Source organism: Janthinobacterium sp. BJB301, from assembly GCF_002735685.1.
Taxonomy (GTDB): Bacteria; Pseudomonadota; Gammaproteobacteria; order Burkholderiales; family Burkholderiaceae_D; genus Janthinobacterium; species Janthinobacterium lividum.
The window spans coordinates 1,186,803-1,206,976 of record NZ_PDZJ01000001.1; the positions used below are offsets into that span (position 1 = coordinate 1,186,803).

A 20,174-nucleotide genomic window follows, 5' to 3' on the forward strand; every position below is an offset into this window, starting at 1 on the left:
GGAATCCTGCCGTCAGACTGGTACTTCGGGCCTGCATGCGCCCACCCAGCCAGTCCACAGCCAGGAGGAAGCGCGAGATGACAGAGTGTAATCACATCAATGCCGGCAGGCGCGGTTTGCTGATCGCCGGCGCGCTGTCTGCCACGGCAGCGGCCGTGCCCGGCGTGGCGGGAGCGGCGGAAGCGGTGAATACGGCCACCCAGGCCGGTATTTCTCCGCCACCCGTCCTGATGCAAGTCAGCCTGGACGTCAATGGCCAGCGCCACAGCCTGGAACTCGACACGCGCACCAGCCTGCTCGACGCCTTGCGCGAACAGCTGCACCTGACGGGCACCAAGAAGGGTTGCGACCACGGCCAGTGCGGCGCCTGCACCGTCATGCTCGATGGCCAGCGCATCAATGCCTGCTTGACTCTTGCTGTGATGCATGACGGGGCCAAGGTCACCACCATCGAGGGACTGGGCACGCCCGACAAGCTGCACCCGATGCAGGCCGCCTTCGTCGCGCATGACGGTTATCAATGCGGCTATTGCACTCCCGGGCAGATCTGTTCGGCCGTTGCCGCGCTGTCAGAGATCCGCCAGGGCATCCCCAGCCACGTCAGCACCGACTTGAATGCGGCCCCGCAGGCGACGCCGGAAGAATTGCGCGAGCGTATGAGCGGCAATATCTGCCGCTGCGGCGCCTACTCCAACATCATCGAGGCCATCACCGAGGTGGCGGGGAGGCCGGCATGAGAGTGTTCAGCTACCAGAAGGCCGCCACGCCGGCCGAAGCGGCGGCCGCCGCCTTGCACACGCCGGGCGCCCGCTTCATCGCGGGCGGCACGAATCTGCTCGATCTGATGAAACTGGAGATCGAAACGCCCACGCATTTGATCGACGTCAATGGCCTCGCGCTGGATAAAGTGGAAGCAACAAGGGACGGCGGCTTGCGCATCGGCGCCCTCGTGCGCAATACGGCCCTGGCAGCCCACGCCACCGTGCGCCGCGATTACGGCGTCTTGTCGCGCGCTTTGCTGGCCGGCGCCTCGGCGCAATTGCGCAACAAGGCGACGACGGCCGGCAACCTGCTGCAGCGCACGCGCTGCCCTTACTTTTATGATACGAACCAGGCTTGCAACAAGCGCCTGCCGGGCAGCGGCTGCTCGGCCATCGCCGGCTTCAGCCGGCCGCTGGCGATTCTGGGCGGCAGCGAGGCTTGCATCGCCACGCATCCCAGCGACATGGCCGTGGCCATGCGCGTGCTTGACGCTTCCATCGACACGGTGCGGGCCGACGGCGCCGTGCGCACCATCCCCATCGCCGACTTTTACCGCTTGCCGGGCAACACGCCACAGCTGGAAACAGTACTGCAGCCGGGCGAGCTGATCACCAGCGTGACCTTGCCCCGGCCCGCCGGCGGCACGCATGTCTACCGCAAGGTGCGCGACCGCGCCTCGTACGCGTTCGCGCTGGTGTCCGTGGCGGCCATCATCTTGCCCAATGGTACGGGCAGGCTGGCCCTGGGCGGCGTCGCGCCGCAGCCGTGGAGAATTTCTGGCGCCGAGCAGGCCATACCGAATGGCGCCGCCGCCGTGGCCCGGCAGTTGCTAGCCGGCGCCAAACCGACTGACGACAACGCCTTCAAGGTGACCCTGGCGCAGCGCACGATTGCCGCGGTGCTGGCTGAAGCGCAAGCGAAGAAAGGCTAGGGCCATGAAATTCACGATACCTGCGACCACCAATCCCATCGACCAGCTGAAAGTCGTGGGCCGTCCCACGGACCGCATCGACGGCCCCCTGAAAACCACGGGCACGGCGCCGTACGCGTATGAACAGAACAAGGCCGCGCCGCATGCGGCCTATGGCCATGTCGTCGGCGCGGCGATAGCCAGGGGCAGCATCGCCTCCATCGACACCAGCGCGGCGCGGCGCGCGCCAGGCGTGCTGGCCGTGGTGACGGCGGAATCGGCGGGAAAATTAGGCAAAGGCAAGATGAACACGGCGAAGCTGCTCGGTGGTCCGGAGATTGAACATTACCACCAGGCCATCGCGCTGGTGGTGGCGGAAACCTTCGAACAGGCCCGCTCGGCTGCGCAGTTGCTCGACGTTAAATATGTCGAGCAGAAGGGCGCCTTCGATTTGGCGAAAGCAAAGGGCACGGCGGCCAAGCCGAAGGACGGCAAGCCCGACAGCAAGACGGGCAACTTCGCCGGCGCCTTTGCCAATGCGCCAGTGCGCCTGGACGCTACTTATACGACGCCTGATCAGTCGCACGCCATGATGGAGCCGCACGCCTCGATTGCCGCCTGGGAAGGCGACAAGGTGACGCTGTGGACGGCGAACCAGATGGTGGACTGGGGCCGCGGCGACCTGGCCCGTACCTTGGGCATACCGAAAGACAAGGTGCGCATAGTCTCGCCCTACATCGGCGGTGGTTTCGGCGGCAAGCTGTTCGTGCGCGCGGAAGCCTTGCTGGCGGCCTTGGGCGCGCGCGCGGCGCAGCGTCCCGTCAAGGTGGCCCTGACGCGACCTTTGATGTTCAACAATACGACGCACCGGCCCGCCACCATCCAGCGCCTGCGCATCGGCGCCACGCGCGACGGCAAGATCACGGCCATTGGCCATGAATCGTGGTCCGGCGACTTGAAAGGTGGCCAGCCGGAAACGGCCGTGATGCAGACGCGGCTGCTATATGCGGGGCCGAACCGCATGACGGCCATGCGCCTGGCCGTACTTGACTTGCCGGAAGGCAATGCCATGCGTGCGCCGGGCGAGGCGCCGGGGCTGATGGCGCTGGAAATTGCCATGGACGAGATGGCCGACAAGCTGAAAATGGATCCCATCGTTTTCCGCATCCTGAACGACACGAAAGTGGACCCGGAAAAGCCGAGCAGGCCGTTTTCCCAGCGCCGCCTGATCGACTGCCTGCGCACGGGCGCCGTGGAATTCGGCTGGAAGGAGCGATCAACGCAGCCGGGTGCGCGGCGCGACGGCCGCTGGCTCGTCGGCATGGGCGTGGCGGCCGCCTTCCGCAACAACCTCGTCATGAAGTCCGCCGCCCGCGTGCGCCTCGATGGCAATGGCGTGATCACGGTGGAAACGGACATGACGGACATCGGCACGGGCAGCTATACCATCATCGCGCAGACGGCGGCGGAAATGCTGGGCGTGACGTTGAACAAGGTGGTCGTGCGCCTGGGCGATTCGGATTTTCCCGTCTCGGCCGGTTCAGGCGGGCAATGGGGCGGCAACAGTTCCACGGCTGGCGTCTACGCGGCCTGCGTGCGCCTGCGCCAGGCCATCGCCGGCAAGCTGGGCTTCGATGAAAAAGAAGCGCGCTTTTCCGATGGGCAGGTGAGCCAGGGCGAGCGCAGCGTACCGCTCGCTGCCGCCGCCTACCATGGCGATGTCGTCGCGGAAGACCATATGGAATACGGCGACCTCGATAAAAAATTCCAGCAATCGACGTTCGGCGCCCATTTCGTCGAAGTGGGCGTGGACAGCGACACGGGCGAAGTGCGCGTGCGCCGCATGCTGGCCGTGTGCGCGGCCGGCCGCATCCTGAACCCGAAAGCGGCCCGCAGCCAGGTGATCGGCGCCATGAGCATGGGCGTGGGCGCGGCCCTGATGGAGGAACTGGTGGTCGACCAGCGCCGCGGCTTCTTCGTCAACCACGACCTGGCCGGCTACGAAGTGCCCGTGCACGCCGACATCCCGCACCAGGACGTCATTTTCCTCGATGAAACCGACCCCATGTCCTCGCCCATGAAAGCCAAGGGCGTGGGCGAGCTGGGCATCTGCGGCGTGGCGGCGGCCATCGCCAATGCCGTCTACAACGCCACCGGCGTGCGCGTGCGCGACTATCCGGTGACCCTGGACAAGCTGCTGGCGAAGTTGCCGGAATCGGCCCGTATTGCCTGAACGGGGTGGGCTATTGGTTTTTTGTATCTGCACTGCTATATTGTCGAAATATTATTCGATCGTATGGGAGAGGCATGAAGCGCACGCTGTTGCTGGTGGTGGGTCTGTTTAACTTGAATATGGCCGCCCAGGCCTCGTCCTTGCCCGATTATCCCTTCATTTTCCAGACAGGGACGGCGCAGGTGGAAGTGCCGCCGGACATGGCCGTCATGGAGATCACCGTTGCCAGCCGGGGCGCCGATGCGGCAAAGACGCTGGGCGTGGTCAATGCTGGTGCCGCGGAGGTCTTCCAGTTGCTGGGCAAGGTGAAAATTGCGCAAGCGGATATCCAGGCCTCCGAAATCATGCGCACGCTCGATTATTCAGGCAGGGAAAAACGCGATTCGCCGCCCATGTACGTCATCAACCGCAACCTGCGCGTCTGGGTCCGGGACTTGGCGGCATGGACGCCACTGGTGTCGGAGCTGGCCGCCATGAAGAATATCACCCGGATGGACACGGAATTCAAGACCAGCGCGCACGACGCGCTGGTCGCCGAACTGGACCTGAAGGCTGCCAGGGATGCGGAGACGAAGGCGGCGCGCATTGCCAAATCGTTCAACCGGAAGATCGCGTCCGTCATGGCCATATCGGAAGTGTCGTTTCAATCGATCGAGCGCGCGCTGATGCGTTCCGGCAATGAGGGTTTCGTGCCGCCGCCCTTTATTCCTCCCACGGAGCCTTCGTCGGCCGTCCGCGCGCCGGGCAGCATCGCATTGGAGAAAAGCGTGAATGTCCTGTTCAAGCTGGAATAGGCGCAGCTGGCGGCGCGGCATGTCAATAAGCATAGCAAAATTGCGCGACATCTTCCGGTCTCTGCAATATAATGAGAATCATTATCATTAAAGTCGCCGGATCCGCTCTTGTCTGCCTTGCCTTTCCCCTCGAATGACACGACCCTGGCCGCCAGCCTGTTCACGGGCCACCAGGGCTGGCTGCTGCAGCGCTTGCTGTTGCGCCTGCGTAACCGGGCCGAGGCGGAAGATGTCACTTCTGAAACGTTCCTGCGCGTACTGCATGCGGGGCGCCTGGCCGCTATCCGCGAGCCGCGCGCCTACCTGACGACGGTGGCGAAAAGCATCTTGCTGCAGCAATGGCGGCGGCGCGATATCGAGCAGGCGTACATCGACACCCTGGCGCAGCTGCCGGACGCGGTGCAGCCGTCGCCGGAAGAGCGCGCCGTGCTGCTCGAAGCGCTGGAGCGTCTGTCGCGCGCCCTCGATACCTTGTCCAGCAAGGCGCGCAGTGCTTTCCTGATGAGCCAGCTCGATGGCCTCACGTATGCGCAGATCGCTGTTGAACTCGGCGTGTCGGCCAGCATGGTGCGCCAGTATATGGCGCAAGGCTTGCGCTGCTGCCTGGCCGCGGCGGATGCGGCATGAGCATGTCCCCTGCGGTACAGGATGCGGCCATCGGCTGGCTGGTCGAGCTCAGCTCGGGCGAGGCGGACGAGGGCCAGCATCAGGCCTTCGAGCGCTGGCTGGCCGCCGATGCGCGCCATGCGGCTGCGTGGCATACCCTGGGACGCGCCGTCGAGCATAGCGTCGGCCCGCTGCAGGCGGCGGGCGGGGCGGGGACCGTCGGGCAAACCCTGGCGCGCGCCGCGCAACACGACAACAAGCGGCGCCAGCTGCTGCAGGGCGCCCTGTGTCTGGCCGGCGCGGCATTCGGCGGCGCCTGGCTGCTGCGCGGCAGCCCGTTTTTGCCGGACTGGAGCGCGGACCTGCACACGGCCACGGCCAGGCGGGGCCGCTTTGCGCTGGCCGACGGCAGCATGCTGACCTTGGATGCCCGTTCCTCTGCCGACACGGACGTTACCCATGAACACCGGCAAGTCACCTTGCGCCAGGGACAGCTGCTGGCCCGCGTTGCACAGCCGGCAAGCGCCCATCCCTTCCTGCTGCGCAGCACGCACGGCACGGTGACGGCGCTGGGCAGCGAACTGATGTTGCGGCGCGAAGCGCTGGGCACCGTCGCGCTGGCCGTGCAGGGCGACCTCGAAGTGCGCCCGGCCGGCAAAGGCCTGGCGCGCGTGCTGCGCCAGGGCCAGGCGGCGCGGTTTGACGAGGACCGCCTGACCATGTTGCCCGGCATGGCGGCAGGGCAGGCGACGGCGTGGGAGCAGGGCATGCTGCTGGCCATCGACCAGCCGCTGGGCGAAGTGGTGGCCGCCTTGCGTCCGTACCGCCACGGCTATATCGACATCACGCCGGCCGCCGCGGCGCTGCGCGTGTCGGGCAATTACTCGCTCGACGACAGCGGTGCCACTTTGCTGGCGCTGGCCGAAACCCTGCCCGTGACCCTGCGCCAGGGCCCCGGTGGCTGGTGGACGGGCCTGGATCTGAAGGCAAGCTGAAATATTTTTTGTGTCAGCACTGTCACTTTTGGCGCGTCGCGGCTCATACCTGGTGTAGCCCCACTTTTCCTTCACCACCAAGATAGAGTCCCAGCATGCCACCATTGTTGATGCGCCAGATTCCCCTGGCTGTAATGTTACTTTCCTGCGCCGTGCCTGCCGTCCTGGCGCAGACGCCATCGGTCCAGATCGCGCCAGCCACCGTGCGCTATGACGTGCCGGCCCAGCCCCTGAACGCCAGCCTGATCGCCATTGCCAGCCGTGGCGGCGTGCGCATCTCCATCGATGCGGACCTGGCGCGCGGCGTCAGCGGGGCGGCCGTGCAGGGCGATTTCACGGCAGAGCAAGCCTTGCGCCGCGCCTTGCAGGGCACGCAGCTGGCCTTGCTCAAGACCGGTAGCGGCGTCTATACGGTACAAGCAGCCGCACCACAAGCTTCCGCCGCCCAGCCGGAAGCGACCATGCCGGAAGTAATCATCACCACCAATTACCTGGGCCAGGTGACGGAAGACACGGGCTCGTACACGACGGGCGCCGTCAGCACGGCGAACCGCCTGGTGCTGTCGCCGCGCGAGACGCCGCACGCGGTCAGCGTCGTCACGCGCCAGCAGATGGACGATTTCGGCCTGGTGCAGCTGAGTGAAGTGCTCAGCCACACGCCCGGCGTGTACGTGCAGCACATCGACAGCGAGCGCACGATCTATTATGCGCGCGGTTTTTCGCTCGACAATTTCAGCTACGACGGCTTGCCGTGGACGCGCGACGCCTCGCTGAACCTGGGCGAATCCCTGGCCAACATGGACCTGTACGACCGGGTCGAGGTGCTGAAAGGCGCGAATGCGCTGATGAGCGGTGCCGGCACGCCGGGCGCCACCGTCAACCTGATCCGCAAGAAGCCCACGCGCGAACTGCGCGCGCTGGCCGACCTGTCGGCCGGATCGTGGAGCAATTACCGCGGCATGGTCGATGTGGGCGGCCCCCTGAACGGCAGCGGCAGCGTGCGTGCGCGCGCCGTGGCCTCGTACCAGGACAAGCATTCCTTTGTCGACCGCTACCAGCGCCGCTCCGAACTGGCGTATGGCACGCTGGAAGCGGATCTGTCGCCGCGCACTTTGCTGACCGTGGGCGCCGACTACCAGCACACGGTGCCGCGCAATAGCGACTGGGGTGGCGCGCCCCTGTTCGACGCGGACGGCAAGCGCTTCACCATGCCACGTTCGTTCAACGGCGCGCCCACCTGGAGCACGCAGCAGACGGAAGCCAAATCCGTCTTCGCTTCGCTCGAACACACGTTTGACAATGGCTGGCTGGCCAATTTGCGCCTGATCCACCAGGCCAATGCGCTGTATGCGCCCGTCGCCTACCTTGACGGCTTCCCGAAGGCGGACGGCAGCGGCACGTCCGTCACGGCGCGCCAGTACAACAGCGACGCCACCAGCAATGGCCTGGACATGTACGCCAAGGGCCCGTTCACCTTGCTGGGCCGCACGCATGAGCTGGTGGTGGGCGCGAACGCCTACCGCAAGCAGTCGGACGACGTCTTCAGCCCGTATTCCTTCATCAAGGTCGACAATATTTATACCTACCGGGGCATCGTGGCTGAGCCAAAATGGGAGCTGGACACGGCCCGCGAAGTCATCCGTCAGAAGGCCGTGTATGCGACGGGCCGCTTTTCGCTGCCGCAGGGCGTGCACGTGATCGTGGGCGGGCGCCTGTCGTCCTACGTCAATCCCACGGCCGACATCGACGAGTCGTCGATCTTCACGCCGTATGCGGGCCTGACCTGGGACTTTGCGCCGGATCTGACTGCGTTTGCCAGCTACAGCGATATCTTCAGTCCGCAAAACAGCCGCGACGTCGACAACAGGACCCTGGACCCGGTGCTGGGCAAGAATATCGAGGCGGGCGTGAAGGGCGTGTTCCTGAATGGCCGCCTGAACGCCAGCGCGGCCGCCTTCGAGGTGCGCCAGGATAACTACGCGGAATACGTTGACGAGGTCAACAAGGTGACGGGCATGGATGCCTACCGCGCCATCGACGGCGTGCGTTCGCGCGGCGTGGAACTGGAAGTGTCGGGCCAGCTCATGCCGGGCTGGCAGTTGCAGGCCGGCTACACGCACAAGATCGCGCGCGACGCCAGCGGCAAGGTCAACACGCTGGCGCCGGAAGACCAGCTCAGCCTGTACAGCACCTGGCAGCCGATGCCGCGCCTGACGGTGGGCGGCGGCGCCCGCTGGCAATCGCACACCTGGCAGAAAACCCGGGCCGTACGCGGCGGCACCACCACCGTGCACCAGGGCTCGTATGCCGTCTTCGACGCCATGGCGCGCTACCAGATCTCCGACCGCCTGGCCGTGTCGCTCAACCTCAATAACCTGGGCGACCGCACTTACTACGGCATCAGCACGGGCCGCCGGGTCAGCTATGGCGATCCGCGCAATGCGATGCTGAGCTTGAGTTACCGCTATTGATGCGTAGTCAGCGCAGACCGGGCGCATGCCGCCCGGCCTGCATGCGCATCAGAAGCGGTAGGTCAACGTCCCCCTGACACTGCGCGGCACGCCATACGTGCCTTGCGCATAGGTATTGATGTTGATGTATTTCTTGTCCAGCGCGTTTTCCACGTTCAGCTGGGCTGTCAGCTGGCGCGACAGCTGGTACGTGGCCATCAGGCTCACCGTGCTGTAGGCTTCCTGCGTCACTCTTTCCTTGCCGTCCGGCCCCTCGTCGTCAAAGTAGAACTTGCTTTGCCAGTTGACGCCGCCGCCCACGGTGAGGTCGGGGCGTACTTTCCACGTGGTAAACAATCGCGCCGTCGAGCGCGGAGACAGGGTGTTGATATCCTGCTGCTCGCGGTCCCTGGCGCGGAAGTGGCTGGCGCTGGCAGTCACGTTCCAGCCCGGCGCCAAACGGCCCGACAATTCCCCTTCGATGCCGCGGCTGGTGGCGCCGCGCGCCGCATAATACGCTTGCGTGGTGGTGCCGGGAATCCTGTGTGCGCCGTCCGGCTGGGCCAGCTTGTCCTGCTTGATTTCAAAGATGCCGATGGAACCGTTGGCCCGGCCCTCGGCCAGTTCGCCCTTCAAGCCCACTTCCATGCTTTGCCCCGTCAGCGGGTCCAGCCAGGCGCCCGCGCGGTCCTGGTTTTCCTGCGGGCGGAAGATGTCCGTATAGCTGGCATAGGCCGAATACGTTTCATTGAGATCGATCACCACGCCCGCGTAGGGCACGAACTTGCTCTTGGCGAAGGCAAAGCGGGCGCTGCCGTCAAAGCCGATGCGGACCTTGTCCCAGCGGCTCAAGCGCCCGCCGAGTATCAACTTGGTGTGGTCGGCAAGGTTCAGCCGCGCCGCGCCGTAGGCGCCATATTGCTTGGTCGTGTATTTTTCCGACAGCACGAGTTCGCCCCAGGCCGGCTGCGGGTAGCTGCCATCCCAGGCGAGGAAATTGCCGATCGGTTCAGGGTCGAGCGCTTCCTTGACGCTGAACTCGGCGTGCTGCAGCGTGTAGTTGGCGCCCACGATGACTTCATGCTGGCGTCCGCCCAGGGTAAATGGGCCGGACAGCTTCACGTCGGCGCTGCTCTGGTCGCGCGCGCCGATGTAGCGGTTCGGATAGCCGAGCATGCCCAGGCCGGTGATTCTATCGGGCCGTTCCGCCAGGAACACCAGCGGCGTGTCTTCCGTATGCTTGCTGTACATGGCTTGCGCCTGCGCCTTCCAGCCCTGGCCCAGCGCGTGTTCCAGCGTGGCGTGCACATTCGTCTGTTGCGTGGCCCAGGCGGCCCAGCGGGGCGCCGTCGTGACGGAACGGTCGAAATCGGTGCGCGAGCCGTCGCTGTACCACAGGGGGAAGCCGCCCCAGTTGCTGCCTTTCGGATCGTTCTTCTGGTAGCTGGCGCCCACCATGGCCACGGTACCGGGCGCCAGGTCCGCCTCGACGGTGGCGTAGACGAGCTGGCGCTGGTTCGAATAACCACTGGTAAACGACTTGCGGTCTTGCCAGGCGCCCGCCACCCGGCCGCGCACGGAACCGTCCCCGTTCAGCGGCGTGGCCAGGTCGAGCGTGCCCCGGTAATCGCTCCACGAGCCGGCCGCCAGCGACCATTGCCCTTCGAATTGCCTGGCGCTGGCCCGCTTGCGCACCAGGTTGATCGAGGCGGACGGGTAGCCGGCGCCCGTCAGCAAGCCCGTGGCGCCGCGCGTCACCTCCACGCGGTCGTAGATCAGCGAATCCATTTCCGATTCGCCGCCTGAATACTGCACCTTATAGGTGGTGGGCACGCCGTCGTACTGGAAGTTGTCGACGTCGAAGCCGCGCGCGGAAAACGTGCTGCGCTCCGTGTCGAACTGGTTGACGGCGATGCCGGGCGTATTGCGCAGCACGTCGCGCACCGTCAGCAAGTCCTGGTCGTCCATGCGCTGGCGCGTGATGACGCTGACCGATTGCGGCGTCTCGCGCAGCGACAGCACCAGGCCCGTGGCGCTGGCCGTGGCTGGCGTCGTGTACGAGCCCGTGCCTTCCGTGCTCGTGCTGCGCTCGGCCGTGGCGCGCACGGCGATGCCGGGCAGGGTGGCCGCGTCGGCCGCCGATGGCAGCCTGCGCACGGCGTAGTGGCCGCCGCCCTGGTCGACAGCGTATAAGCCGCTGCCGTCCAGCAGGCGGGCGAAACCGTCGGCCACCTGGTAGTTGCCGTTCAAGCCGCGGCTGTTCAAGCCCGCATACAGGCTGGCGGCGCCGGAAATGCTGACTCCGGCGTCGGCCGAAAACGCGGACAGGACAGCACCGAGGGGGCCGGCGGCCACCTGATAGTGGCGCGCGGGCGCCTGCTGCGGGTGCTGCTGGGCGGATGCGGGCGCGCTCAAGGCCAGGCTGCCTAGCAGGGCCAGGGTAATGCTGGTGTGGCGGTAATGCTTCATTGCTTGTTTCCCTTCGTTCATGTGTTGGTCCTGTGTGGATTGACGGGGCACATGACAGAAAGGGACATTGTTCTCAAAAATTTTTATGCGGGCTCGACAGAAATCCACCAACGGCTGTGGCGCCGCACGCGGATGGGCAGCGACGCTTGCAGCAGGGCCAGCAGGGCGTCCGTGTCGCGCAGCTGGTACACGCCCGACACCCTCAGCCGCGCCACGGCCGGATCGCAGCGCACCACGCCGTGGCGGTAGCGGGCCAGCTGCGCCAGCACCTGGTCCAGCGGCGTGTCGTCCGCGTACAGCAAGCCCTTGAGCCAGGCGGACGCATGCGGCGCCAGCGGCTGCGGCGCGCCGGCGGCCGTTTCATCGAAACTGGCTTGCCAGCCCGCCTGCACGATGACGGGCCAGCCTTCGGCGGGCCGCACTTCCACGGCGCCCTGCGAGACGGCCACGTGGGTACGCGCGCCCAGCAGACGGTCCTCCTGGCGCACCGTGAAGCGCGTGCCGAGGGCGCGGATGCTGCCGTTGCCGGTGCGCACGATGAAGGGACGCCCGAGGGGATCGGGGCTGGTCGCTACGTGTATCTCTCCGCCGCGCAGGTGCACCAGGCGCAGCGCGTCGTTGAAAACGATGTCGGCGGCGCTGGCCGTATTCAGGCTGAGTTCGCTGCCATCGGCCAGGGTGAGGTGGCGGATTTCGCCTGTCGCCGTGTGCAGGTCGGCCGTCCAGGCTTGCCATGGCGCCACGCGCAGCATGGCCCAGCCGGCTGGGCCGGCGACGATCAGCACGGCCAAGGTCTTCAGGATGGCGCGGCGCTGCGCGCGGGCAGGGCGGTCCAGCACTTGCCTGGACAAGGGCATGGCCAGCGGCGGAGGCAGCATGCCAAAGGTGCGGCACACTTGCTCGGCCCGCTGCCACGCCGTTTCATGGTCGGGGTGGGCGGCGCGCCAGCGGGCCAGCCCCTGTTGCGCGGCAGCGTCGAGTTCGCCGCCTTGCAGGCGCATCATCCAGTGCGCCGCTTCGCGCGCGGCGCGCGCATCGAGGGCCGCGCTCATGTCAGGCCAGCAGCAGGATGCATCGTTCGAACGCTTGCACCATGTAGCGCTTGACGGTGCGCTCGCTGACCTTCAGGCGCGCGGCGATGTCCGCATACGCCATGCCTTCCAGCTGCGACAGCAGGAAGGCCGTGCGCACTTTCGTACCCAGGCCGTCGAGCATGGCGTCGATCCGGTGCAGGGTTTCCAGGATCAGCATTCGGTCTTCCGCCGACGGCGTGACAGGAGCGGGCAGCTGCGCCAGGGTGGCCAGCCATGCCTGCTCCAGCGACTGGCGGCGGTAATGGTCGATCAGCAGGCGGCGCGCCACGGTGGTCAGGTAGGCGCGCGGCTCGCGCAGGGTGACGGCGCGCTCGCCGGGCGTGGCCAGCAGCTTGACGAAGGTATCCTGCGCCAGGTCGGCCGCGTGATCCGTACAGGACAATTTGCCGCGCAGCCAGCGCAGCAGCCAGGGATGGTGCTCGCCATACAGCAGTGCGACAGGATCGGCGGCGGGGGATACGGCAGACGTCACGATACACTCCAGGTTGGCGCTGAAGTTCCCCCAGGCCGCCGGCAAGTGCAGGTTCTTCTTGAATGCGAATGGTTCTCATTTTACATTGGCGTGCCTGAATGTCAATGCGGCAGCCGGATTGGCATGGCAATCATGCTCTTTCCGCTATACTGGCCCCCCGGCACTGCCGCCATTCTTTGAAAATCACCATGGACTTGAGTACCCACGCCGCCGTCGTCAATGGCGAAGCCTATCGCGATGGCAGGAAGATCGCCCATTTCGATATTGATAAGGTGGGCGACTTCCTCGGCGATCCCGATTGTTTTGTGTGGATCGGCCTGGCCAGCCCCGACGTCACGGCCATGCAGGCGCTGCAAACGGCTTTCGGCTTGCACGAACTGGCCGTCGAGGATGCGCAGGGCGCGCACGAGCGGCCCAAGCTGGAGGAATACGGCGACACCCTGTTCATGGTGATGCACACGGCCACCCTGGACGGCGAGGCCATCGTCTACGGCGAAACCCACGTCTTTCTCGGCCCCCGCTTCATCATCACGGTGCGGCATGGCGCCTCTGCCGGCTATGCGAAGTTGCGTGAGCGCAAGGAAAGCGTGCCCGAGAAGCTGGCCAGCGGCCCTGGCTACGTGCTGTATTCCATCATCGATTTCATCGTCGACCAGTACCAGCCCTGCATCGACCATTTGCAGGCCCGCTTCCAGCACCATGAGCTGCAGCTGTTCAAGCCCAGCTTGAGCGAAGACAAGCTGCAGGATTTCTACCAGCTCAAGACGGAACTGCTGAAGCTCGACGCGGCCGTCAATCCCCTGCATGACATCTGCACCCAGCTGATCCGTTTCCATGGCGATATCGTGCCCAAGGAAAACCGCATCTATTACCGCGACATTCTCGACCACGTCAAACGGGTCACGCACACGGCGGGGCAGATGCGCGAACTGGTCAATTCGGCCATGCAGGTGGCGCTGGGGCAGATTTCCATCCGCCAGAACGAGGTCGTCAAGCGCCTGGCCGCCTGGGCCGCCATCCTGGCCGTGCCCACCATGGTCTTCAGCCTGTACGGCATGAACTTCGAATTCATGCCGGAACTGAAGTGGCGCGGCAGCTATCCGGCCGTGATCGTCGTCATCATCGCCGGCTGCTGGTGGCTGCACCGGCGCCTGAAGCGCGAAGGCTGGCTGTAGCCGGCAGGCTTACGCTGCGGCCAGCGCGCTTGCCGCCTCCAGTATCAGCGCCGCCACTTCCACGGGACGCGAGGCCAGCGAGGCGTGGCTGGCGTTGAGCGTGATGACTTTGCGCGCTTGCAGACGCGCGGCCATGCGCTCCTGGTTGACGGGGGCAATCATGCGGTCGGCAGTGGAAATCTGGTACCAGCTGGGTTTATGCTTCCAGGCCGGGTCGCTGACGGTGTCGCCGAAGGTGCTGGCCAGCGGCGCTTTCTGCACCACGCCCAGCACGGCGCCTTCTTCCGCGTCAAGGTCTTGGCAAAAGCTGTCATGGTATTGCCCGGGCTTGACCCACAGATAGCCGTCGCTGTCGCCTTCCAGATTGGCCGCGCCGATGGGCGGGTGTTCCTGCGTGATGCTGCCCGGGCTTTCGCCCGCGTCAGGCGCGAAGGCGGCGATGTACACGAGGCCGACCACATTCGGCGCATTGCCGGCCACGCTGATGACGGCGCCGCCGTAGGAGTGTCCTACCAGTAATACCGGGCCATCGGCCTGCGCCACCATCTTGCGCGTGCGCTCGGCGTCGTCGGCCAGCGACGTCAGGGGCAGTTCGACGGCGCGGATGGCCGTGTGGCCCCGGCGCCGCAATTCGAGGATGACGCGGCTCCAGTGGGCGGCGCCGCCCCAGAAACCGTGGACGAGGACGATGGTGGCTTGCTGGCTCATGCGGAACTCCTTGTGGTGTAGGAAAACAGCGTAGGCCGCGCGCGTGCCTCAAGGCAAGCGCGCGGCGGGCAGGTGCACATCCATTGTAGACCTTGCGGGTGCGCCCCGCCTGCAGCGTGCCTGCCGCCTAGAACTGGCCGCGCAACGTCACCGAGGCATTGCGCGGCGTGCCGTAGTAATTGCCGCCGTAGGAAGATCCCACCGTGCGGTAGTACGTCTTGTCGAAGACGTTGTTGACATTCAGGGCCACGCTCCAGTGGCGGTCGATGCGATAGCTGGTCATGGCGTTCCACACGGCGTAGCCGGCCTGCGTGTAGCGAAATGGCAGGGACGGCCCGTTGAATTGCTGCGTGGCCGGGTTGAACGTGGCGGCCTGTCCGCTCACGTATTGCGTGCTCTGGATGGTGGTGCCGCCGCCTACCGTCCAGGCGTCGCCCGCGCCCGGCAAGCGCCAGGTACCCCACAATTTGAGCAAATGGCGGGGCGTGATGCTGCTGAAGGCGGCGCCGTCCGTTTCATTGCGGTTGTGGTTGTAGGTATAGCCGCCAGACAGGTTGAGACCCGGCACGACTTCGCCGCTCAGCTCCGCGTCGACGCCTTCGCTGATGACCTTGCCGCTGGCCGTATAGCAGCAGCTGCCTGCATACAGTTCGCTGGAAAACGGGTAGCGCGGATCGCTGATGGCCAGTTTGTCCTGCACCGTGCGGTACAGGGCCACGGCCGTATTGACCTTGCCGTCGAACAATTCGCCCTTGACTCCCGCTTCGATATTGCTGCCGCGCACGGGCGGCAAACCCTTGCCCGGTGCGGGGCCGGCCTTGGAACCGTATTGCGGATTGAAAATCTGCGCATAGCTGGCATAGGCTGTCCATTGCGCATCGATATCGTAGACCACGCCGGTGAATGGCGTGACCTTGGTCGGCTCCGTGTAGCGCGTGGCGTCGGCCAGTTGCAAGGTTTCGGTCGGGTTGCCGTCCAGGTCGTACTTTTCCCAGTATACCTGGTCGTAGCGGTATTTGTTGGCGCGCGCGCCCACGATCAGTTTGGTGGCGGGCGCCACGTCCAGGCGCAGGGTGCCGTACAGGCCATATTGCTTCTGGTCCCATGGCTGGTAGTCGCGCTGGATGTCGCCGAACACCGGGCGGGGAAAGACGGTGTCTGCCGGCTTGAACACGTTGACGGGAACGTTGTTGCCGCTGACGGGATACGCGCCGCGCCAGCGGCTCTGGATATTCTGCATGTCAGCGCCCAGCAGCACTTCGTGCGTGCGGCCCAGCAAGTCGAACGCGCCGCTCAGGCTCACGTCCAGCAGCTTTTGCTCGTTGCTGTAGATATTGTAGGCGGCAGTCGCCAGCGGGCCCATCAACGTCAGCGGATCGACGCCGCCACCCACGGGGCCCAGCTCGCCCGTACCGCTCTGGCGCGTCTGTGCCGCATTGGCGCGCAGGGTCCAGCGCTGCGCCAGGCGCCAGGTCAGCTTGGCGAACACTTCTTTCGAGGCGGCATCCATATACGCCCATGGCGCGCTCAAGCCCGTGTGGCGCGGCAAGCCCAGGTCGGCGCCATTGCTGTAGCGGGGTACGGAGGTCTGGTTGCCCTGTTCGTTCAGCCGCTGTTCGCGCGCGCCCAATGCCAGCACGGCGCCCGGCGCGATATCGGCTTCCAGCACGCCGTACACGAGCGGCCGTTCGCTGGCGCGGTTGTCAATGAAATACTTGCGGTTTTCATACGCCAGCACGACGCGGCCGCGCAGCTTGCCGTCGAAGGCCAGCGGACCGGACGCATCGATCTGGGCGCGGTAGTCGTCCCAGCTGCCGGCCGAGGCGCTGACGCTGTATTGCGGCGTGGCCGTGGGCATCTTGCGCACCAGGTTGACGGCGCCGCCCGGGTTGCCCGTGCCGTTCAACAAGCCGGCCGGACCGCGCAGGATTTCCACGCGGTCGTATTGCGCCATGTCAAAGCTGACATTGGCGACAAAGCCCTTGTCCAAGGGCGCGCCGCCATCGAGCTGGAAGCTGTTGATGGCAAAACCGCGCGAATAGATATCGGTCAGGCGAAAGCCGTTATCCTGCACCGTGATGCCGGCGGCTTGCTCGGCTGCCGCGCCCAGGTCCGTCAGCTTCTGGTCGTCCAGGCGCTGGCGCGTGATGACGGAGACCGATTGCGGCAGTTCGCGCAGCGATTGCGCCGTCTTGCCGATGGTGGTGACGGGCGTGGCGTAGGAATGGCTGCCTTCCGTTTCACCGTCGCGCCGCCCCGTGACGCGAATTTCGCGCATGCTGTAGTCGGTATCCTCGGCCGCCTTGATGGCCGGCTTGCGGATGGTGACCACGCCGCCTTCGCGCACGCCTTCCAGACCCGTGCCGTGCAACAGCAGCGGCAGGGCTTCCTGCACCGTGTAGCTGCCGCGCAAGCCTTGTGTCTGCAATCCATCCGTCAGTGCCGTGGGAAACGACAGCAGGATGCCGGCCGTGCGGCCAAAGCGCGTCAACGCCGTGTCGAGCGGGCCGGCGGGAATATCGTGGATGCTGTGCATGCCGGGCGCGGGCGCGGGCGCGCTCGTCGCCGTGTCGGCGGCCCATGCGGCCGCTGGTTGGCCGGCCAGCAGGGCGAAGCCGCCAGCGAGGAATAGCTGGCCGATGGCAAGGGAAATGCGGCTGCGGCGCAGGCGGGAAGCAGCAGGTGTTGCGTGTGATTGCATGAGTATTCCATCGGAAGTAAAAGAGGTGTTCTCCTGTATGTCCGGTGAAAATCCAGAACAGCTCACTTTTTTTGAAAATGGTCAGCCGTCCCGCTGTAGCGCTTCGATGGTCAGCCAGTAGCGTGTCAGGTAGCGCGCCTGGATGGGCAAGCTGGCCAGCAGGGCCGTGATCACGGCTTCCGGCGCAGCCAGCTGGTAGGTGCCCGAGACGCGCAGGCTGGCGACGGCCGCATCGCAACCCAGGTGGCCGCGCCGGTGGCGTGCCAGTTCGGCCAGGAAGTCCGCAAGGCGCATGCCATTGGCCACCAGCATGCCATCCGTCCAGGCCGCGTCGCTGTCGCTGGCTACCTGCGCGGGGCCGATGGCGTGCGCGCCGAAGCTGGCGCGCTGGCCGGCGCGGACGGTGCGCGTCTCGCTGCCGGCGCTGGTACGGATCTCGACGGCGCCTTCGAATACGTCCAGCCGGGTGAGATGCTCCATGCGGCGCACGCTGAAACGCGTGCCCAGGGGGCGCAGCGTGCCGTGCTGCGTTGCCAGCACGAAGGGGCGCTCGTCCGCATGGCCCGTGGTCGCCAGCAATTCGCCCGCCAGCAGCACGATGCGCCGTTCGCCGGGCGCGTAGGCCAGCTTGACGGCCGTATCCGTATTGAGCTGCAGGCGCGTGCCATCGGCCAGCGTGTGGTCGCCACGTTCGCCCACGGCCGTGCGCAGGTCGGCGCGCCAGTGCTGCCAGGGCAGCTGTTCCTGCGCCAGCCAGGCGCTGCTGCCGGTGAAAAGGGCGAGGGTCAGGATTTTCAGGGCGTGGCGGCGTCCTGGCGAACGAGGCGGGGCCAGTATGGCATGTGCGAGGGCCGCGCCGACGGGCGAGGCGATGTCGCGCAAGCGTCCGTTTACGGCCTCGATGCGCTGCCAGGCGCGCCGGTGCTCGGGGTGCTGCGCCAGCCATGCCTGCAAGCCCTGGCGCGCCTGGGCCTGAGCGCTGGTGTCTTCCGTTTGCAATTCCACCAGCCAGGCGACGGCGGCACGCGCCACCGCGGCAGAGATGGGGGCGGCATCGTGCGCGCCCTGCATCAGCTGGCCATGGCGAAATAGCACTGCGCATAGGCGCGCGCCAGGTGGCGCTTGACGGTGCTCAGGGAAATGCGCAGTTCGGCCCCGATTTCAGCCTGGCTCATGCCATCGAGCTGCGCATACAAAAAAGCGCGCCTGACGACGCTGGGCAGGCCGGACAGCAGGCGGTCGATTTCCAGCAGGCTTTCCAGCAGCAGCGCCCGCTCTTCGGGCGAGGGTGCGCTGGCCGCAGGCAGCTGGCCCAGCGCGTCCAGATAGGCCCGTTCCAGCTGTTGGCGCTCCGTATAGTTGCACAGCACGCGGCGCGCGATGGTGGTCAGGAAGGCGCGCGGTTCGCGCGCGGCGATCGGTTCCTGGCGGTCCAGCAGGCGCACGAAGGTGTCGTGCGCCAGGTCGGCCGCCTTGCCGGTGTCGCCCAGGCGCCGCCGCAGCCAGCCTTGCAGCCAGCCGTGGTGGTCGAGGTACAAGGTGCTGATTTCCTGGTGCAGCGGGTGTTTGGCGATGGGCATGGCGTTCAGTGAGCGGTATGCAGAGCTGTGAACGGTCGGCTGTTACACTTTGCATTAAATGAGGATGGTAATCATTCTCAATTGTAGCGCCGCGCTGTCATTTACGCAATATGCGATGGCCGGGTACTTACTTGTCCCAGCGCATGGCCTCGATGGCGCCGACCACCGTGCTCTCGTATTCGATGAAGAAGTCGCTATGGAAGCCGTTGCGTATCACCAGATGGCTGCTGCCGGGCAGGGCGGCGGCCAGGCGGTCGCCGTCGGCCAGGCGCAGCGGGCGGATAAAGTCCAGCAGCGCTTGCGCTTCGGCCTGGCTGGCGGGATCGGCTTGCAGCAGCCATGGAAACAGGTTGCGCAAGGTGCCGGGATCGACGGTGACGACGAGCGCCGGCGCGCGCACGCGGCGGTAGTCGGGCGAAAAATTGTGCGCGGCCATGTCCATGGCCCTGGCGACGGCGGGCGGGGTATTCGCTTGCACGGCGCCGCCGGGCAGCACTTCCAGGGCGTCGCGCCAGTTCGCTTCCAGCGCCGGCCACCATTGCTTGTTGATCCGCCTGGCATAGGCGATCGAGGCGTCCAGCGATGCCATGTCGGCCGGGCCAGGCGGCGGTTCGTCGAAGGGCGTGGGCTGGGGTTCCTCATAGCCGCCGCTGGCCAGGTAATCGAAGGTCGTGTCCAGATACACGAGTCCCCGCACGCGCTGCGGGTGCCTGCCGGCGAACAGGGTCAGCTCGTTGCCGGCGATGGAGTGGCCGGCCAGGATGATGCGTTGAACCTTCAGTGCGTCCAGCACGGCCAGCAGGTCGGCCACCAGGGTGGCGGGGGCATACGTCATATCGTTGGCGTCGTTGACGGGCAGCGGCTTGCTGGAAGCGCCATAGCCGCGCCGCGTGACGGCCAGCACGCGGTGGCGGCGCGCCAGCGCGGGGGCCAGGCTGTCGAAGGCGTGCGCATTGGCGCCCAGACCTGCCAGCAGGACGATGACATCGGCCTCGCTGTCGGTCGCGCTGCGCCAGTCGCGCACGTACAGGCTGACGCCGGGGGCGACGCCGATCTGCCGGTCGATCACCGCCGCGGCATGCGGCCCGCTGCCGCCGCCGCAGGCGGCCAGGCCCGCCAGCGCGCCCATGCCGAACAGCAGGCGCCTGCGGGCGTGGAAATGGGGGATGGCATCGGTGGGTCTGGTCATGCGGTACTCCTTGCTGGACGGGGACATGGCCAGTAT

At 66.2% G+C, this 20,174-nt stretch carries 16 protein-coding genes; 8 read left to right on the forward strand and 8 right to left on the reverse strand.

Annotation, left to right across the window (positions count from 1 at the left end; genetic code table 11):
* Positions 1 to 77 precede the first annotated feature (77 nt).
* The 7 genes from paoA (at position 78) to CSQ91_RS05205 (ending at position 8,771) form a co-directional block, all read left to right on the forward strand.
* Positions 78 to 737, forward strand: coding sequence for an aldehyde dehydrogenase iron-sulfur subunit PaoA (gene paoA / locus CSQ91_RS05175; protein ID WP_099387571.1), 660 nt, complete (start codon positions 78 to 80; stop codon positions 735 to 737).
* A complete protein-coding gene (locus tag CSQ91_RS05180; protein ID WP_099387572.1) occupies positions 734 to 1,693 on the forward strand; it encodes an FAD binding domain-containing protein in 960 nt (319 codons plus the stop codon). Before paoA ends, CSQ91_RS05180 begins: the two co-directional genes overlap by 4 nt.
* 4 nt (positions 1,694 to 1,697) lie before the next feature.
* Complete coding sequence (paoC, locus tag CSQ91_RS05185) at positions 1,698 to 3,905, forward strand: aldehyde oxidoreductase molybdenum-binding subunit PaoC (protein WP_099387573.1); 2,208 nt, start codon at positions 1,698 to 1,700, stop codon at positions 3,903 to 3,905.
* 74 nt (positions 3,906 to 3,979) lie between these two features.
* Positions 3,980 to 4,699 carry an SIMPL domain-containing protein gene (locus CSQ91_RS05190; protein ID WP_099387574.1) on the forward strand — a complete coding sequence of 240 codons (720 nt, stop codon included), beginning with the start codon at positions 3,980 to 3,982 and terminating at the stop codon, positions 4,697 to 4,699.
* A gap of 108 nt (positions 4,700 to 4,807) precedes the next feature.
* Positions 4,808 to 5,326, forward strand: a complete 519-nt coding sequence (locus CSQ91_RS05195) for a sigma-70 family RNA polymerase sigma factor (RefSeq protein WP_052140645.1) — start codon at positions 4,808 to 4,810, stop codon at positions 5,324 to 5,326.
* Positions 5,323 to 6,300 carry a DUF4880 domain-containing protein gene (locus tag CSQ91_RS05200; protein ID WP_099387575.1) on the forward strand — a complete coding sequence of 326 codons (978 nt, stop codon included), beginning with the start codon at positions 5,323 to 5,325 and terminating at the stop codon, positions 6,298 to 6,300. Before CSQ91_RS05195 ends, CSQ91_RS05200 begins: the two co-directional genes overlap by 4 nt.
* A 95-nt stretch (positions 6,301 to 6,395) precedes the next feature.
* Positions 6,396 to 8,771 (forward strand): TonB-dependent siderophore receptor, encoded by a 2,376-nt coding sequence (locus CSQ91_RS05205; RefSeq protein WP_099387576.1) that lies wholly within the window; start codon positions 6,396 to 6,398, stop codon positions 8,769 to 8,771.
* A gap of 48 nt (positions 8,772 to 8,819) precedes the next feature.
* Here CSQ91_RS05205 and CSQ91_RS05210 read toward each other — a convergent pair whose 3' ends face one another.
* From CSQ91_RS05210 to CSQ91_RS05220, 3 genes are all read right to left on the reverse strand, one after another.
* Positions 8,820 to 11,240 (reverse strand): TonB-dependent siderophore receptor, encoded by a 2,421-nt coding sequence (locus tag CSQ91_RS05210; RefSeq protein WP_257217225.1) that lies wholly within the window; start codon positions 11,238 to 11,240, stop codon positions 8,820 to 8,822.
* Positions 11,241 to 11,302: 62 nt separating this feature from the next.
* Positions 11,303 to 12,271 carry a FecR domain-containing protein gene (locus CSQ91_RS05215; protein WP_099387578.1) on the reverse strand — a complete coding sequence of 323 codons (969 nt, stop codon included), beginning with the start codon at positions 12,269 to 12,271 and terminating at the stop codon, positions 11,303 to 11,305.
* A gap of 1 nt (position 12,272) precedes the next feature.
* On the reverse strand, positions 12,273 to 12,785 hold the full coding sequence (locus CSQ91_RS05220; protein WP_099388573.1) for a sigma-70 family RNA polymerase sigma factor: 513 nt from the start codon (positions 12,783 to 12,785) through the stop codon (positions 12,273 to 12,275).
* Between the two features lie 188 nt (positions 12,786 to 12,973).
* Here CSQ91_RS05220 and CSQ91_RS05225 point away from each other — a divergent pair, with 188 nt between their 5' ends.
* Entirely contained in the window at positions 12,974 to 13,960 is a 987-nt protein-coding gene (locus CSQ91_RS05225; protein ID WP_099387579.1) for a magnesium and cobalt transport protein CorA, read from the forward strand.
* A gap of 9 nt (positions 13,961 to 13,969) precedes the next feature.
* On the opposite strand, the gene CSQ91_RS05230 is transcribed toward CSQ91_RS05225, so the two are convergent.
* The 5 genes from CSQ91_RS05230 to CSQ91_RS05250 all read right to left on the reverse strand — a co-directional run bounded on the left by CSQ91_RS05230 (position 13,970) and on the right by CSQ91_RS05250 (position 20,138).
* Positions 13,970 to 14,668 carry an alpha/beta hydrolase gene (locus tag CSQ91_RS05230; RefSeq protein ID WP_099387580.1) on the reverse strand — a complete coding sequence of 233 codons (699 nt, stop codon included), beginning with the start codon at positions 14,666 to 14,668 and terminating at the stop codon, positions 13,970 to 13,972.
* Positions 14,669 to 14,795: 127 nt separating this feature from the next.
* Positions 14,796 to 17,369, reverse strand: coding sequence for a TonB-dependent siderophore receptor (locus CSQ91_RS05235; protein WP_099387581.1), 2,574 nt, complete (start codon positions 17,367 to 17,369; stop codon positions 14,796 to 14,798).
* Positions 17,370 to 17,450: 81 nt separating this feature from the next.
* Positions 17,451 to 18,464, reverse strand: a complete 1,014-nt coding sequence (locus CSQ91_RS05240; protein ID WP_257217226.1) for a FecR domain-containing protein — start codon at positions 18,462 to 18,464, stop codon at positions 17,451 to 17,453.
* Positions 18,440 to 18,949, reverse strand: a complete 510-nt coding sequence (locus CSQ91_RS05245) for a sigma-70 family RNA polymerase sigma factor (RefSeq protein WP_099387583.1) — start codon at positions 18,947 to 18,949, stop codon at positions 18,440 to 18,442. Before CSQ91_RS05245 ends, CSQ91_RS05240 begins: the two co-directional genes overlap by 25 nt.
* A gap of 127 nt (positions 18,950 to 19,076) precedes the next feature.
* The gene (locus CSQ91_RS05250; RefSeq protein WP_099387584.1) at positions 19,077 to 20,138 is read right to left on the reverse strand and encodes an alpha/beta hydrolase; all 1,062 of its coding nucleotides are present in this window, start codon (positions 20,136 to 20,138) and stop codon (positions 19,077 to 19,079) included.
* Positions 20,139 to 20,174 lie beyond the last annotated feature (36 nt).

What these genes read in the sequence shown, in the direction of transcription:
- paoA (WP_099387571.1), top strand. Translation starts at nt 78, where the DNA reads ATGACAGAGTGTAATCACATCAATGCCGGCAGGCGCGGTTTGCTGATC.
- CSQ91_RS05180 (WP_099387572.1), top strand. Translation starts at nt 734, where the DNA reads ATGAGAGTGTTCAGCTACCAGAAGGCCGCCACGCCGGCCGAAGCGGCG.
- paoC (WP_099387573.1), top strand. Translation starts at nt 1,698, where the DNA reads ATGAAATTCACGATACCTGCGACCACCAATCCCATCGACCAGCTGAAA.
- CSQ91_RS05190 (WP_099387574.1), top strand. Translation starts at nt 3,980, where the DNA reads ATGAAGCGCACGCTGTTGCTGGTGGTGGGTCTGTTTAACTTGAATATG.
- CSQ91_RS05200 (WP_099387575.1), top strand. Translation starts at nt 5,323, where the DNA reads ATGAGCATGTCCCCTGCGGTACAGGATGCGGCCATCGGCTGGCTGGTC.
- CSQ91_RS05205 (WP_099387576.1), top strand. Translation starts at nt 6,396, where the DNA reads ATGCCACCATTGTTGATGCGCCAGATTCCCCTGGCTGTAATGTTACTT.
- CSQ91_RS05210 (WP_257217225.1), bottom strand. Translation starts at nt 11,240, where the DNA reads ATGAACGAAGGGAAACAAGCAATGAAGCATTACCGCCACACCAGCATT.
- CSQ91_RS05215 (WP_099387578.1), bottom strand. Translation starts at nt 12,271, where the DNA reads ATGAGCGCGGCCCTCGATGCGCGCGCCGCGCGCGAAGCGGCGCACTGG.
- CSQ91_RS05225 (WP_099387579.1), top strand. Translation starts at nt 12,974, where the DNA reads ATGGACTTGAGTACCCACGCCGCCGTCGTCAATGGCGAAGCCTATCGC.
- CSQ91_RS05230 (WP_099387580.1), bottom strand. Translation starts at nt 14,668, where the DNA reads ATGAGCCAGCAAGCCACCATCGTCCTCGTCCACGGTTTCTGGGGCGGC.
- CSQ91_RS05235 (WP_099387581.1), bottom strand. Translation starts at nt 17,369, where the DNA reads ATGCAATCACACGCAACACCTGCTGCTTCCCGCCTGCGCCGCAGCCGC.
- CSQ91_RS05245 (WP_099387583.1), bottom strand. Translation starts at nt 18,949, where the DNA reads ATGCCCATCGCCAAACACCCGCTGCACCAGGAAATCAGCACCTTGTAC.
- CSQ91_RS05250 (WP_099387584.1), bottom strand. Translation starts at nt 20,138, where the DNA reads ATGACCAGACCCACCGATGCCATCCCCCATTTCCACGCCCGCAGGCGC.